9 protein-coding genes, 2 tRNA genes and 2 rRNA genes are annotated in these 14,741 nt (G+C 57.3%); 10 read left to right on the plus strand and 3 right to left on the minus strand.

Annotated elements, in window-relative coordinates; translation table 11 throughout:
• Positions 1-43: 43 nt before the first annotated feature.
• On the plus strand, positions 44-2,053 hold the full coding sequence (gene ftsH / locus ACSAMM_RS03805; protein WP_457789876.1) for an ATP-dependent zinc metalloprotease FtsH: 2,010 nt from the start codon (positions 44-46) through the stop codon (positions 2,051-2,053).
• A gap of 39 nt (positions 2,054-2,092) precedes the next feature.
• On the opposite strand, the gene ACSAMM_RS03810 is transcribed toward ftsH, so the two are convergent.
• Positions 2,093-2,821, minus strand: coding sequence for a MerR family transcriptional regulator (locus ACSAMM_RS03810; RefSeq protein WP_457789878.1), 729 nt, complete (start codon positions 2,819-2,821; stop codon positions 2,093-2,095).
• A 432-nt stretch (positions 2,822-3,253) separates the two neighbouring features.
• On the opposite strand from ACSAMM_RS03810, the gene ACSAMM_RS03815 reads away from it, so the two are divergent.
• The 4 genes from ACSAMM_RS03815 (at position 3,254) to ACSAMM_RS03830 (ending at position 5,584) form a co-directional block, all read left to right on the plus strand.
• Complete coding sequence (locus tag ACSAMM_RS03815; RefSeq protein ID WP_178724609.1) at positions 3,254-4,165, plus strand: WYL domain-containing protein; 912 nt, start codon at positions 3,254-3,256, stop codon at positions 4,163-4,165.
• 83 nt (positions 4,166-4,248) lie between these two features.
• A complete protein-coding gene (locus ACSAMM_RS03820) occupies positions 4,249-4,695 on the plus strand; it encodes a GyrI-like domain-containing protein (protein ID WP_457789880.1) in 447 nt (148 codons plus the stop codon).
• 10 nt (positions 4,696-4,705) lie between these two features.
• On the plus strand, positions 4,706-5,335 hold the full coding sequence (locus tag ACSAMM_RS03825; RefSeq protein WP_457789882.1) for a GyrI-like domain-containing protein: 630 nt from the start codon (positions 4,706-4,708) through the stop codon (positions 5,333-5,335).
• 123 nt (positions 5,336-5,458) lie between these two features.
• Entirely contained in the window at positions 5,459-5,584 is a 126-nt protein-coding gene (locus ACSAMM_RS03830; protein WP_457789884.1) for a hypothetical protein, read from the plus strand.
• Here ACSAMM_RS03830 and metA read toward each other — a convergent pair.
• A complete protein-coding gene (gene metA, locus ACSAMM_RS03835; protein WP_457789886.1) occupies positions 5,581-6,498 on the minus strand; it encodes a homoserine O-acetyltransferase MetA in 918 nt (305 codons plus the stop codon). The two genes, ACSAMM_RS03830 and metA, sit on opposite strands and share 4 nt — an antisense overlap.
• Before the next feature lie 426 nt (positions 6,499-6,924).
• On the opposite strand from metA, the gene ACSAMM_RS03840 reads away from it, so the two are divergent.
• The 5 genes from ACSAMM_RS03840 (at position 6,925) to ACSAMM_RS03860 (ending at position 14,065) form a co-directional block, all read left to right on the plus strand.
• A 16S ribosomal RNA gene (locus ACSAMM_RS03840) occupies positions 6,925-8,439 on the plus strand.
• 223 nt (positions 8,440-8,662) lie between these two features.
• Positions 8,663-8,738 (plus strand) — tRNA-Ala (locus ACSAMM_RS03845).
• 124 nt (positions 8,739-8,862) lie between these two features.
• Positions 8,863-8,939: transfer RNA gene (locus ACSAMM_RS03850), tRNA-Ile, on the plus strand.
• Positions 8,940-9,409: 470 nt separating this feature from the next.
• A 23S ribosomal RNA gene (locus tag ACSAMM_RS03855) occupies positions 9,410-12,340 on the plus strand.
• The 16S and 23S rRNA genes sit together here with 2 tRNA genes alongside, the layout of an rRNA operon.
• A 201-nt stretch (positions 12,341-12,541) precedes the next feature.
• Positions 12,542-14,065, plus strand: a complete 1,524-nt coding sequence (locus ACSAMM_RS03860; RefSeq protein WP_457789888.1) for an arylsulfatase — start codon at positions 12,542-12,544, stop codon at positions 14,063-14,065.
• Here the strand turns inward: ACSAMM_RS03860 and ACSAMM_RS03865 are convergent.
• Positions 13,983-14,699: an NAD-dependent protein deacylase gene (locus tag ACSAMM_RS03865; protein ID WP_457789890.1), complete on the minus strand. Its 717-nt coding sequence runs from the start codon at positions 14,697-14,699 to the stop codon at positions 13,983-13,985. The genes ACSAMM_RS03860 and ACSAMM_RS03865 overlap by 83 nt on opposite strands.
• Positions 14,700-14,741 lie beyond the last annotated feature (42 nt).

The following is a 14,741-nucleotide window of genomic DNA, read 5'->3' on the forward strand; positions in this document are numbered from 1 at the left end:
CGTTCCCGGAAGGGACGCACGGCCCGGTAAGGAGTGAGGTTCTATGGAATCCAACAATAACAACGATTTCGGAAAAATCATACGGAACGTCGGCCTGTTCATCGGCATTCCGCTGGTGTTTTTCCTGATTCTCTGGCTGTTTCTCGACCCACGCACCTCGTCGTCCAATGTGAAATACTCGGATTACGTGGCGTATTTCGAGAATAACCAGGTGGAAAGCTACACCCTGGATTTGGGCAACGGCAATCTGGAACTCACCCTGCGGGAAGCCTTCCGGACCAAGGACATCAACAAGGACGGTAAAATCGACGAGCGCGATTATGTCCTGAAATACACCGTGCCCGATGTCAGCCTGTTCGTCAACGACGTGGGCGACATGGTCAATGAATACAATCGGGATCCCGCCAATAAGGATTCCAAAATCACCTACGATTACAAGCCGGTCAGCCAGCTGCCCTGGATTGTCAATCTCATTCCGTCTCTGCTCATCGTGGTGATTTTCATCGCCATGTGGGTCATGATGCGCCGCAGCCTGTCCTCTATCGACGGAGGCGGCAAGGCCATGGGCTTCGGCAAGGCCCGTATCAAGCAGCCGGTGGACGAGAAGCGCAAAACCACCTTTGCCGACGTGGCCGGCGCCGACGAGGAAAAGGAAGAACTGCGGGAAATCGTGGATTTCCTGAAATCTCCTAAGAAGTTTAAGGAACTGGGCGCCCGCGTGCCCAAGGGCGTCCTGCTCGTGGGCCCTCCCGGCACCGGTAAAACCCTGCTGGCCCGCGCCGTGGCGGGGGAGGCGGGCGTGCCCTTCTTCTCTATTTCCGGCTCCGACTTCGTGGAAATGTACGTGGGCGTCGGTGCGTCCCGCGTCCGCGACCTGTTCGACCAGGCGAAAAAGAATTCCCCCTGCATCATCTTCATCGACGAGATCGACGCCGTCGGCCGCCAGCGCGGCGCCGGCTTGGGCGGCGGTCACGATGAAAGAGAGCAGACGCTCAACCAGCTGCTGGTGGAAATGGACGGCTTCGGCGCCAACGAGGGCGTCATCATGATCGCCGCCACCAACCGCCCGGATATCCTGGATCCCGCCCTCATGCGTCCCGGCCGTTTCGACCGCCAGATTGTGGTCAACTACCCGGACATCAAGGGCCGTGAGGAAATCCTCAAGGTTCACGCCCGCGGCAAGCCCCTGGCCCCCGACGTGGAACTGTCCACCATTGCGAAATCCACCGCCGGCTTCACCGGCGCCGATCTCGAAAACCTGCTCAACGAAGCGGCCCTCTTGGCCGCCCGCAAGGGCCTCCACTCCATCACCATGCCCGAAATCGAGGAAGCCACCATCAAGGTGGTCATGGGTACCGAAAAGCGCAGCCATGTCATCAGCGACAAGGAAAAGCGCTTGACCTCCTACCATGAAGCCGGGCACGCTGTGGTCACCTACTACTGCCCGACACAGGATCCGGTGCATCAGATTTCCGTCATTCCCCGTGGCATGGCCGGCGGCTATACTATGAGCCTGCCCGAGGCCGATCGCTCCTACCGGGCGAAGAAGGAGATGCTCGAGGACATCCAGGTGCTGCTGGGCGGCCGCGTGGCTGAAGCACTGGTGCTGGACGATATCTCCACCGGCGCTTCCAACGACATTGAACGCGCCACCGAAACGGCTCGCAAGATGGTCACCAAATACGGCATGAGCGATAAGCTCGGCCCGATTGTGTTCGGCGCCTCCGACTCCGGTGAGGTGTTCCTGGGCCGCGACTTCGGTCATACCCGCAACTATTCCGAGGAAGTGGCGGCCGAAATCGACCAGGAGATTAACCGCATCATCACCGGCGGCTATGCCGAAACGGAAAAGAAGCTGTCCGAGCATATGGATAAGCTCCACGCCGTGGCCCGCTACCTGTTCCAGCACGAAAAACTGGACGGCGAGCAGTTCAAAGCCATCATGGATGGCACCGTGGCCGCCGATTCCACCCCCATCCCCGCGGTTTTCCCCAAGAAAGAGGAAGAACCCGCCCTGCCCGACTCCGCCGACGACGGCGAAGTGCAACACTAAAAACCAAGCCGGCCGTCCCAAATGGGCGGCCGGCTTTTTTCATGTCGCGCAGTAAATCGCGATGGCCTCCCCGGCGAACCGGGCGGTTCCCTCGCCGCAGCGGTCAATGCTCTCTCGGAACCGTTCGTCCTCGATATACATCGCGCCCAAGCCCGCGAGGATCTCCTTGGTGCAATCGTAGAACCGGCAGCTGATGAACCGCCTGAGCGCTTCGCACGCCGCCTGGGCCTCCTCGCCCGCGGGATCTCCGCCCCGCAGCGCGGCGAACCGGGCAAACTGCGCCCTCATTTCCTCCTGAACGGCGTTCCAGTCCTCCGCGGTGTACGCTGCCGTGCGCTTCGCGCTCTGACGGTAAGCCTCGCCGCCGCCCCATCGCTCTTTCGCCTCCGCGGCGTAGGCGTCGATGGCCGCCGTGTCAAATGCCTCAAATGCCATGTGCGTGCCTTCTTTCTCGTTTGTCAAATCGTCCAGCAGCCGGAGCAGCCCCTCCAGCCGGTCCCGCTTGAGCGTCAGCAGCCGTTTCTGCTGGCGAAGCGCCTCTTGCCGGGAAAAATCCGGGCTGTCCAGTATCCGCGTGATCTCCCGCAGCGGGAAATCCAGCTCCCGGAAGAACAGAATCTGCTGCAGCCGCTCCAGCTTGTCGTCGCCGTACAGCCGGTATCCGGCCGCGGTCACCTCGCTGGGCGTCAGCAGGCCCAGCTCGTCGTAATAATGCAGGGTGCGCACGCTCACGCCGGTCAGCGTGGCCACCTGCTTGACGGTTTTCAAAGGGATTCTCCTTTCTGTCTGGTATCGGACGGGGTCCCATCCAAGGACGAGTATACGCTATGACGTACCGGGAGAGTCAAGTGTTTTTTCTTTTTTCTCAATAGCATCGATTGACAAGGGCGAACACGCCTGCCGTCGGCCAAAAAGGTGGCCTGCGGCGTTCTCGGCTTTGGCGGGCGTCAGCCCGCCCGCAGCCTGTGGCCTTGCTGGCCGCCTTTTTGCTCCGACGGCAGGTCCTTCGGAGTTTTTCGGCAGTGAAAAAGAGAAGATGGCAAGGCGGACGAGGCCGCCGGGCTGGCGCCCGGCAACGAGGACAACGCCGCCAGCACCCCTTTTCACGCCGAAAAACCGCGTTTCCCCTTGTCAATCGATGCTATGGTATACTGATAACACCGCAGCCGGAACCCGCCTGTGGAGAAAGGAGCCTGCGCCATGCAAATCCACCGCCTTTTTGAAATCGTTTATCTGCTGCTGGATACCCCCAATATCACAGCCCGGCAGCTTGCGGAACGCTTCGAAGTCAGCGAACGCACCATCTATCGGGATGTGGATGTCCTCAGCGGCGCGGGCATCCCCGTCTATGCCGCCAAGGGCAAGGGCGGCGGCATCCGTCTGCTGCCTGATTACGTCCTGGATAAATCCCTCCTGAACGAAAACGAGCAGGAGGCTATTCTGCTGGGCCTGAAAAGCCTGGCCGCCACCGGCGGCGAGGACCCCGCCGTCACCGATAAGCTCGCCCGCCTGTTCCATAAGGCGGAAGCCTCATGGATCGAGGTGGATTTTTCCTCCTGGGGCCGCGATCCAGCGGAGAAGGAAGCTTTCGACATCCTGAAGGCCGCCATTCTGACCGCCCGCCTCGTTCACCTGACCTATTATAACGCCGCTGGCGAACAGAGCGAACGGGTAATTGAACCCGTCCGCCTGCACTTCAAGGGCGGACGCTGGTACCTGCAAGCCTATTGCCGTACCCGCCAGGCCTGGCGCACCTTCCGGCTCTCCCGCATCGGCCGCGCCGAGCGGCTGGAGGAATCCTTTCCGCCCCGCCCCGACGGCCCGCCGCCGCTGGAAGCCGCCGCGCCGCCCGCCGCCGTTACCGCCCTGTCCCTGCGCTTCGCCCCCACGGCGGCCTACCGGGTGTTCGACAGCTTCCGCCGGGAGGATATCCGGCGGGAACAGGACGGTTCTCTGTCCGTGTCCGTTTGGTATCCGGAGGATGCCTGGGTCTATGGCTTCCTCCTTTCCTTCGGCGGGGAGGTGGAGGTGCTTTCTCCGCCGCATATCCGCCGCATCCTGAAAGAAAAAGCCCGAGATGTTCTCCGGTTGTATGCAGAATATGACACGTAATTGTCTGGTTATCCTAGGTATACTGGAAGCATCACACAGGACAAGCCGCGCCTTGCACGTTGTCCGGAAAGAAGGAAGTTTCCATGACCTATGAAGTTGTCCAGCTGAACGCCAAAACCATCGTCGGCCTGCAAGCACGCTCCTCTAACACCGATCCCCATATGGGGGAGATAATCGGTGACTTGTGGGAGCGGCTGTACGCCGGTCTTTACGAGGCCATTCCCGGCAAGGTCAACGGCAAAAGCATCGGGCTGTACACCGGCTATGCCGGCGACTCTTATGACGTGGTCGTCGGCTGCGAGGCGGTTCCCGGAGAGGCGCTTCCCGCCGGGGTCGTCCAGGCCGTCATCCCCGCCGGCCGGTATGCCAAATTTGTCGTACACGGCGATGTGCAAAAGGACGTGGCCGCTTTCTGGGAAAAGCTGTGGGCCATGGATCTGCCGCGCGCCTTCACGGCGGATTTTGAGGAATACCAGCCCGGCGGCGATATGCAGCACGCGGAAATCCACATCTATATTGCCCTGAAATGAGGGAGATCCTGTGACCGAGAAACTGGATTATAAAAAAGCCTACCCCCGCTTCTACGCCCCCGGCCGGAAACCGGAACGGGTGCTGGTACCGTCCATGCCCTTTTTGATGGTGGACGGCCGGGGCGCTCCTGACAGTCCCGCCTACCAGGCTGCCGTGCAGACTCTGTATGCGCTGACTTTTACTATTAAAATGAGCCGCCTCGGCGGGAACGCGCCGGCCGGGTACTTCGACTATGTGGTGCCCCCGCTGGAGGGACTTTGGTGGTTCGAGGGTGCCGATATCGCGGCCAGCCGCCGGGAGGATTGGGAATGGACAGCCCTCATACGGCAGCCGGATTTTGTCACCCCCGCCGTCTTTGATTGGGCAGTAGAAGAATGCCGCCGGAAAAAGCCGGAAGTGGATGTTTCCGCCGCCCAGTTTTCTGTCCTGGAGGAGGGCCTCTGCGTTCAGCGGATGCACATCGGCCCCTATGCGGACGAGCCGGCGACCATAGCCGATCTGCATCGCTTCATGGCCGAGCAAGGCCTGGTCGATTGCACCGGTCGGGAGCGCCGCCACCATGAGATCTATCTCAGCGATCCCCGGCGGACGGATCCCTCCCGCCTGCGGACTATCCTGCGCCTGCCTGTCGCAGAATAAAAAAGCGTCGTCCGGCCGCACAGGCCTGACGACGCTTTCTTAAGTCCCGTTTATGGGACACTCCTTCTCCTATACTGAGAGCATAGGCTGCGATTCTTGGTGAAACAGAAGGAGGAATCCCCCATGGATGTTATTATGAAAAACGTCGGCGGACACATCGAGGTTTATGACTGGGTGGGACGCTTTCTGTTTTCCGCCGATACCGAGCAGGAGGCTTGGGCTGAACTGGAAGGCGGCATAGCTGCCTAATCCAACCTCGTCAGGTCGTAGGGCGTCTGTTGGTAGACAAAATAGTTCAGCCAGTTGGAGAACAGAAGGTTGGCGTGTCCCCGCCACAGCATGGGGGGCACCGCCCGCGGATTATCCCCCGGGAAATAATTCTGGGGAACCCGCGGCGAGATGCCTCGCTTGCAGTCCCGATCGTATTCTCCCGCCAGGGTGTATCGATCGTACTCGCAGTGTCCGGTAATGAAGACCTGCCGCGCGTCCCGGGTGGCCGCAATGCCGACCCCTGCCGTTTCCGACAGGGCCAGCACCTGCAAATTCGCGTTGTGATCGATATCATCCTGGTGCACCTCGGTGTACCGCGAATGGGGCATGTAGAACATCTCGTCGAACCCCCGCAGCAGCGGATGGTTCATGTCCAGCGGCCGGTGTTTGAATATCCCCGACAGCTTTTCGCTCAGCGCGTACTTGGGCACATGGTGATGGTAGAACAGCCCCGCCTGGGCCCCCCAGCAAATGTGCAGGGTGGAATATACATGGGTCAGCGACCAGCGCATGATGGCGCACAGCTCTTCCCAGTAATCCACCGCCGTGAAATCCAAGGTCTCCACCGGCGCGCCGGTGATGATCATGCCGTCGTATTTGTTGTCCCTCACCTGGTCGAAGGTCTGGTAAAACTCCAGCAGATGCTCCGGCGCGGTGTTTTTGGATATGTGGGTGGCCGTCTGCATCAAGTCGATGTCCACCTGCAGCGGCGTGTTGCCCAGCAGCCGCAGCAGCTGGGTCTCGGTTTCGATTTTGGTGGGCATGAGATTAAGGATGAGAATCTGGAGCGGACGGATATCCTGGTGCATGGCGCGGTTTTCGGTCATGACGAAGATGTTTTCCGATTCCAGGATTTTGGCGGCCGGCAGATGATCGGGGATTCTGATTGGCATGGATACCGCTCCTTCTCTTGGGGAATAAATAACCTTTACCTAGTATACCAAAGTCGCCGCCGCTCTTCAAGGGGCCTCTGCCAGCTGTTCTCTTTATGTCCTTATATATTGTTGGGCGCCGACGGAAAAAACGTGAAAATATTTGCAGAAAAGTGTTGACAGAATGAATACTCTGTGCTATTATAGATGAGCCGTCGAAAAGCGGCGAAAAAAACTTGTTGACACGGCGGTTTCGCTGTGGTATACTAACAAGTACCTCTCTCTGAGAGGTGGGGACCTTGAAAATTAAACAACGTAAACGGAAAGAACCAAAACTACCCGTTAATTAAAGGCACACCGGGCCTAAACCGGTGCGGGCAGCAGAGAGGCTGCGAATGAGCTAGAAGCTCTAAAGACGATATAGACCGTTTCGGCGGATATATACCATATTTAGAGAGTTTGATCCTGGCTCAGGACGAACGCTGGCGGCATGCCTAACACATGCAAGTCGAACGGGGATACGAGAGCTTGCTTTTGTATCTTAGTGGCGGACGGGCGAGTAACGCGTGAGCAACCTGCCCTTCAGTGGGGAATAACGTCTGGAAACGGACGCTAATACCGCATAACACAACGAAGCCGCATGACTTTGTTGTCAAAGGATTTATTCGCTGAAGGATGGGCTCGCGTCCGATTAGCTAGATGGTGGGGTAAAGGCTCACCATGGCGACGATCGGTAGCCGAACTGAGAGGTTGATCGGCCGCATTGGGACTGAGACACGGCCCAGACTCCTACGGGAGGCAGCAGTGGGGGATATTGCACAATGGGGGAAACCCTGATGCAGCAATGCCGCGTGAGGGAAGAAGGTCTTCGGATTGTAAACCTAAGTAGCCAGGGACGATAATGACGGTACCTGGAGAGTAAGCTCCGGCTAACTACGTGCCAGCAGCCGCGGTAATACGTAGGGAGCGAGCGTTGTCCGGATTTACTGGGTGTAAAGGGTGCGTAGGCGGGATGGCAAGTCAGATGTGAAATACCGGGGCTTAACCCCGGGGCTGCATTTGAAACTGTCGTTCTTGAGTGAAGTAGAGGCAGGCGGAATTCCTAGTGTAGCGGTGAAATGCGTAGATATTAGGAGGAACACCAGTGGCGAAGGCGGCCTGCTGGGCTTTAACTGACGCTGAGGCACGAAAGCATGGGGAGCAAACAGGATTAGATACCCTGGTAGTCCATGCCGTAAACGATGATTGCTAGGTGTGGGGGGACTGACCCCTTCCGTGCCGGAGTAAACACAATAAGCAATCCACCTGGGGAGTACGGCCGCAAGGCTGAAACTCAAAGGAATTGACGGGGGCCCGCACAAGCAGTGGAGTATGTGGTTTAATTCGAAGCAACGCGAAGAACCTTACCAGGTCTTGACATCCAACTAACGAGGCAGAGATGCGTTAGGTGCCCTTCGGGGAAAGTTGAGACAGGTGGTGCATGGTTGTCGTCAGCTCGTGTCGTGAGATGTTGGGTTAAGTCCCGCAACGAGCGCAACCCTTGTCATTAGTTGCTACGCGAGAGCACTCTAATGAGACTGCCGTTGACAAAACGGAGGAAGGTGGGGACGACGTCAAATCATCATGCCCCTTATGACCTGGGCTACACACGTACTACAATGGCCATTAACAGAGGGAAGCAAGACCGCGAGGTGGAGCAAAACCCCAAAAATGGTCCCAGTTCAGATTGTAGGCTGCAACTCGCCTATATGAAGTCGGAATTGCTAGTAATCGCGGATCAGCATGCCGCGGTGAATACGTTCCCGGGCCTTGTACACACCGCCCGTCACACCATGGGAGCCGGTAATACCCGAAGTCAGTAGTCCAACCGCAAGGAGGGCGCTGCCGAAGGTAGGATTGGCGACTGGGGTGAAGTCGTAACAAGGTAGCCGTATCGGAAGGTGCGGCTGGATCACCTCCTTTCTATGGAGAGAAGAAGAAGCAAGACTTCTTCGGAATCCAAGGTCAGGCGGAAGAAGCGCAAGCGGAAACCGCAAGGGTAGGATAGGGACAGACCGAATACGTTGTTTAATTTTGAGGGTCTCCAAGATGGGGCGGAACGGCTTAGGCCGTTTTGTTCTGTCCAGGAATCTTCAGAAGGTGGAAGCTGGAAGGCTCAACCGAGAGAGGCAAACCTGTAGGATATGGGGGTGTAGCTCAGCTGGGAGAGCACCTGCCTTGCAAGCAGGGGGTCGACAGTTCGATTCTGTTCATCTCCACCACCAGCTGCGCTGGAGGCAAGACGCGCTGAAGAGAGTATGAACGGCAAGTTGGTACTCGCGAAGCGAAGAGCACCGCGCAGCAACAGGTAGGCCGGGAATGGCAACTTGAAACGGCCACGGATATGGGCTCATAGCTCAGGTGGTTAGAGCGCACGCCTGATAAGCGTGAGGTCGATGGTTCGAGTCCATTTGAGCCCACCACGCCACGAAAGTGGCACAAAGAAAGGGAAGCGCAAGAGCGGCAAAGGACAGGAGAGCTGAGAGGCTCAAATGGACATGGCCATCTTGAGCCCACCAGCGGCTGGCGCCGCGGCAATTCGCGAACCAAGAGGGAAGGGACTGAAAAGTCAATACCTCGCGGAACGGAGAAAGCTGAAAAACCAAAAAGGACGCGATTGAGCGAAGCACAAACTAGCCGAGAAATACGCGGAGCGTATTTCCAGGACAAATTGTGCGAAGCCCAATTTGTCCGGTGTACCTTGAGAACTGAATAAAGAAAAGCAAGAAAGCAAAGTGAAGTAGAATTATGGGTAAGCTGTTTGCGAAAGCAAATGGCAGACTATGATTTTGCCAAGAAGAACCCAAGAATGATTCGAGCATGATTGGAGCAATGCGAAAACAGAGCGAAGCAGGGAATCGGAAACGAAGCCGTGCGAAGCAAAGTTTCGTTTGGTCAAGCTAGAAAGAGCGCAAGGGGGATGCCTTGGCACTGGGAGCCGATGAAGGGCGTAGCGATCTACGAAAAGCCACGGTTAGCCGAAAGCAGGCGCCTGACCCGTGGATGCCCGAATGGGGAAACCCGGCCGGATAAGCCCGGTCACCATACACTGAATCCATAGGTGTATGGGGGGAACCGCCTGAACTGAAACATCTAAGTAGGGCGAGGAAAAGACATCAACAGAGATTCCCTGAGTAGTGGCGAGCGAAAGGGGAAGAGGCCAAACCGGAGGTAGCAATACCTCCGGGGTTCGGACAGCGATATGCAGGATGTAGTTTAGCCGAAGCGTATGGGAAGACGCACCATAGGGAGTGAGAGTCTCGTAGGCGAAAAGCGAAATCCGCTAGCTGGATCCAGAGTACCGCCGGACACGTGAAACCCGGTGGGAAGATGGGGGGACCACCCTCCAAGCCTAAATACTACCCAGTGACCGATAGCGAAGAGTACCGTGAGGGAAAGGTGAAAAGAACCCCGGGAGGGGAGTGAAATAGAACCTGAAACCTTGTGCTTACAAGCACCGAGAGCCCGTCAAGGGGTGATCGGGTACCTATTGTAGAATGGTCCGGCGAGTGAATGTAACTGGCAAGGTTAAGGGCTTCAGGCCCGGAGCCGCAGCGAAAGCAAGTCTGAATAGGGCGTATGAAGTCAGTTGTATTCGACCCGAAACCGTGTGACCTACCCATGTCCAGGTTGAAGTGGCGGTAAAACGCCATGGAGGACCGAACCGACTCCCGTTGAAATGGTAGCGGATGAGATGTGGGTAGCGGAGAAATTCCAATCGAACTCGGAGATAGCTGGTTCTCTCCGAAATAGCTTTAGGGCTAGCCTCGGTTTGAGATTACTGGAGGTAAAGCACTGAATGGGCTAGGGGCCGAGAGGTTACTGAACCCTATCAAACTCAGAATGCCAGATAATCATAACCGGGAGTCAGACAGTGTGAGATAAGTCTCATTGTCGAAAGGGAAAGAGCCCAGACCCACAGCTAAGGTCCCTAAACATGGTTAAGTGGAAAAGGATGTGGGGTTGCACAGACAACCAGGATGTTGGCTTAGAAGCAGCCACTCATTAAAAGAGTGCGTAATAGCTCACTGGTCGAGTGACCCTGCGCCGAAAATTTAACGGGGCTAAACCATGTACCGAAGCTTGGGATTCCGTATGCTGAACAATGCATACAGGTAAAGCGGAAGGAAATATAGCGACGGCGAAGCCGGCGCGAAATTCGTTCAGCTAAAGCGTGTGTGTGGTTGTTCAGCATACGGAATGGTAGGAGAGCGTCGTATGAGGGGTGAAGTCAGAGCGGAAGCGCTGGTGGACTTCATACGAGTGAGAATGCCGGAATGAGTAGCGAGAATTATGTGAGAATCATAATGGCCGAAAGTCTAAGGTTTTTGAAGGAAGGTTCGTCCGCTTCAAGATAGCCGGGAGCTAAGGCGAGGCCGAAAGGCGTAGTCGATGCACATACGGTTGATATTCCGTAGCCGTCCGAAGATTTAAGCAAGGGGACACTTTGAAAGCGCATGACCCGGGCGATGGTAGCCCCGGGCGAAAGGGACTGAAATTCAAGTAGGGAAGCATGCGTGGACGAAGGCGAGAAAAGCCTTGTGTATATCGAGGATGCCCGTACCGCAAACCGACACAGGTAGACAGGAAGAGGATTCTAAGGCCAACGGGAGAAGGGTAGTTAAGGAACTCGGCAAATTGACCCCGTAACTTCGGGAAAAGGGGTGCTCTGGAAACAGAGCCGCAGTGAATAGGCCCAGGCAACTGTTTAGCAAAAACACAGGTCTCTGCAAAATCGAAAGATGAAGTATAGGGGCTGACACCTGCCCAGTGCTGGAAGGTTAAGAGGAGGGGTGCAAGCTCCGAATCGAAGCCCCAGTGAACGGCGGCCGTAACTATAACGGTCCTAAGGTAGCGAAATTCCTTGTCGGGTAAGTTCCGACCCGCACGAATGGTGTAATGATCTGGGCACTGTCTCAACTACCCGCCCGGCGAAATTGTAGTACCGGTGAAGATGCCGGTTACCCGCGACAAGACGGAAAGACCCCATGGAGCTTCACTGCAGCTTAATATTGGGTTTCGATATTTTATGTACAGGATAGGCGGGAGACTAGGAAGCAGAGGCGCCAGCCTTTGTGGAGTCAACCTTGGGATACCGCTCTTAAAGTATTGGAATTCTAACCTGCGGCCATGAATCTGGCCGGGGGACATTGTTAGGCGGGCAGTTTGACTGGGGCGGTCGCCTCCAAAAGAGTAACGGAGGCGCTCAAAGGTTCGCTCAGCACGGACGGAAACCGTGCCTTAGAGTGTAAACGCATAAGCGAGCCTAACTGCGAGACCGACGGGTCGAGCAGTAACGAAAGTTGGAGTTAGTGATCCGGCGGTATGAGAGTGGAATTGCCGTCGCTCAACGGATAAAAGCTACCCTGGGGATAACAGGCTGATCTCCCCCAAGAGTCCACATCGACGGGGAGGTTTGGCACCTCGATGTCGGCTCATCACATCCTGGGGCTGTAGTAGGTCCCAAGGGTTCGGCTGTTCGCCGATTAAAGTGGTACGCGAGCTGGGTTCAGAACGTCGTGAGACAGTTCGGTCCCTATCTGTCGCGGGCGCAGGATATTTGAAGGGCTCTGTCCTTAGTACGAGAGGACCGGGATGGACGTACCTCTGGTGCACCAGTTGTCACGCCAGTGGCACAGCTGGGCAGCTAAGTACGGTGCGGATAAACGCTGAAAGCATCTAAGCGTGAAGCCGACCCTAAGATAAGATATCCCACTGAGTAATCAGGTAAGGTCCCAGGAAGACTACCTGGTAGATAGGCTGCATGTGTAAGAGCAGCGATGTTTTTAGCTTGGCAGTACTAATAGACCGAGGGCTTGACCTATGCACCAAGAGCGGAATTGTTCTTGGGTTTCTTGGAGTGGTTGTGGTTGATGCCCCTCCCCTCCCTTTCTTGCTCCCCTCTTTATTCAGTTCTCAGGGTATATCCAGAACCCCCCGCCGCTTTTCGCGGCGGGGGGTTTCTCGTATACCTTAGCCTGGATGGCGGTAACATTCGATTCTCTGCGAAAGGATGCGAACTTGTATGCCTGCAAACGCAAAACGTCCGAATTTGGTTTTGATTATGACCGACGAAATGCGGGGGGACTGCCTGGGGGCGGCGGGCCATCCCGATGTCAAGACCCCTTTTTTGGACACGCTGGCCGCCCAGGGAATTCGGTTCTCCCGCGCCTATAGCACTTGCCCGAGCTGCATTGCCGCCAGGGCGGCTCTCCACACCGGCCTGTCTCAAGAGCATCACGGCCGGGTAGGGTATCGGGACGGGGTGCCGTGGGATTACCCGGTGACCATGGCCGGCGAACTGGCGAAAGCGGGCTATGCCACCGCGTGCGCGGGGAAGATGCATGTCTATCCCCTTCGCCGTTCTATGGGTTTTCACCACATCGACCTGCACGACGGCTACTTGCACGCCCACCGCAAGCCCAATATCCCGCATCATGAGCATCAAATGGTAGCGGACGATTATCTCTATTGGCTGAAAAATGAGAAGGGCATCGCCTGTGATATTACCGATACCGGCTTGGAATGCAATTCCTGGGTCACCCGTCCCTGGATGTACGACGAGCATCTGCATCCCACCAATTGGGCAACTGGCCGAGCGCTGGATTTTCTTCGCCGCCGGGACAGGGATCAGCCCTTTTTCCTGATGCTGTCCTATGTCCGCCCCCATGCCCCCTATGATCCGCCCGCCTGCTATTACGACATGTATACGAACAAGGCGCTAGCCCCCCCTTTTTCCGGGGACTGGGACGACTTGGAGCGCCTGCGGCGGGAGGGACGGGTGTTTTGCAACACCACCGGCCCCCTAGATCCGGAGCTTATCCGGCAGCAGCAGGCCGGCTATTATGCCTGCATCACCCACGTGGATCACCAGATCGGCCGGTTTTTACAGGGGTTGATGGATGAGGAGCTCTACGACAACACCGTCGTGGTGTTTACCTCCGATCATGGGGAGCTGCTGTCCGATCATGGCCTGTGCCGCAAATCCCGCCCCTATGAGGGCAGCGCGCATATTCCTCTGCTGCTCTGGGGGCCGGAGGCGGTGATCGGCCCGGGGGGGCGGGTCAGCGATCGCTTGGCTGAACTCCGGGATATCATGCCCACCCTGCTGGACGCCGCGGGCGTCCCGATTCCCTCTTCCCTGGACGGCGAAAGCCTGCTCCAGCCTGGTAAGGGCCGCGCCTTCCTTCATGGGGAGCACACCGCTGGCCCGGATTCCACTCATTGGATTGTCACTGCCCGGGATAAATACATCTGGTTCAGCCAGACAGGAAAGGAGCAGTATTTTGACCTTCAGGCCGATCCGCAGGAACGGCACAACGCCGTGGACGACATTCCCTGCCGGGAACGGGTGGAGAAACTGCGCGCCCGGCTGATAGAGGCCCTGACCGGCCGGGAAGAGGGGTTTACCGATGGTCGCCGCCTGATTCCCGGTCGGCCCTACCGTGGAAGTCCTGGGGCAAAGGCTATAGCGTGGCGAATATCTCGCCGATGGAGCCCTGTATCACCAGGGACGCCCGCCGATCGGCCGGGGTGGGCTCCCGGTTGATAATGACCAGATCCCGCCCCTGAAAATATCGGATAAGCCCGGCGGCGGGGTAGACATTCAGTGAGGTCCCCCCGATGAGAAGCAGATCCGCCTGCCGGATATGGCACACGGCCCTGTCCAGCACCGCCTCGTCCAGCGGTTCCTCATACAGCACCACATCCGGCTTGATAATCCCCCCGCAGGAGCAGCGGGGAACCCCTTCGCTTGCCAATATATCCGCCAAGGCATACGCCCTGCCGCAGCGTACGCAGTGATTGCGATGGACAGAGCCGTGCAGTTCTAGGACTTCTTGGGCGGGGGCGTGGAGGCCGTCTATGTTTTGGGTTATGATCGCTTTTAGCTTCCCTTTGGCTTCTAATTGGGCGAGCTTTTGGTGGGCGGCGTTTGGTTTGGCGGTGGGATGGATCATCTTCTTGCGGTAAAAATCGAAGAAGATTTCGGGATGCTTTTCAAAAAAGCTGTGGCTCAGAATCGTCTCGGGCGGGTAGGCGCCAGGCTGATTGTAGAGGCCGGAGGGGGTGCGGAAGTCGGGAATGCCGCTCTCGGTCGAGACACCGGCGCCGCCGAAGAAGACCATATACCGGCTGCGGTCTATTGCTTCCCGCAACGCCTTTATCGATGCGTTTTCTTCCATTTTTCTGTCCTTTCCGGGCGAGTTTGCCCTTGGTTTGTGGCT

The organism is Anaeromassilibacillus sp. SJQ-5, assembly GCF_054108045.1.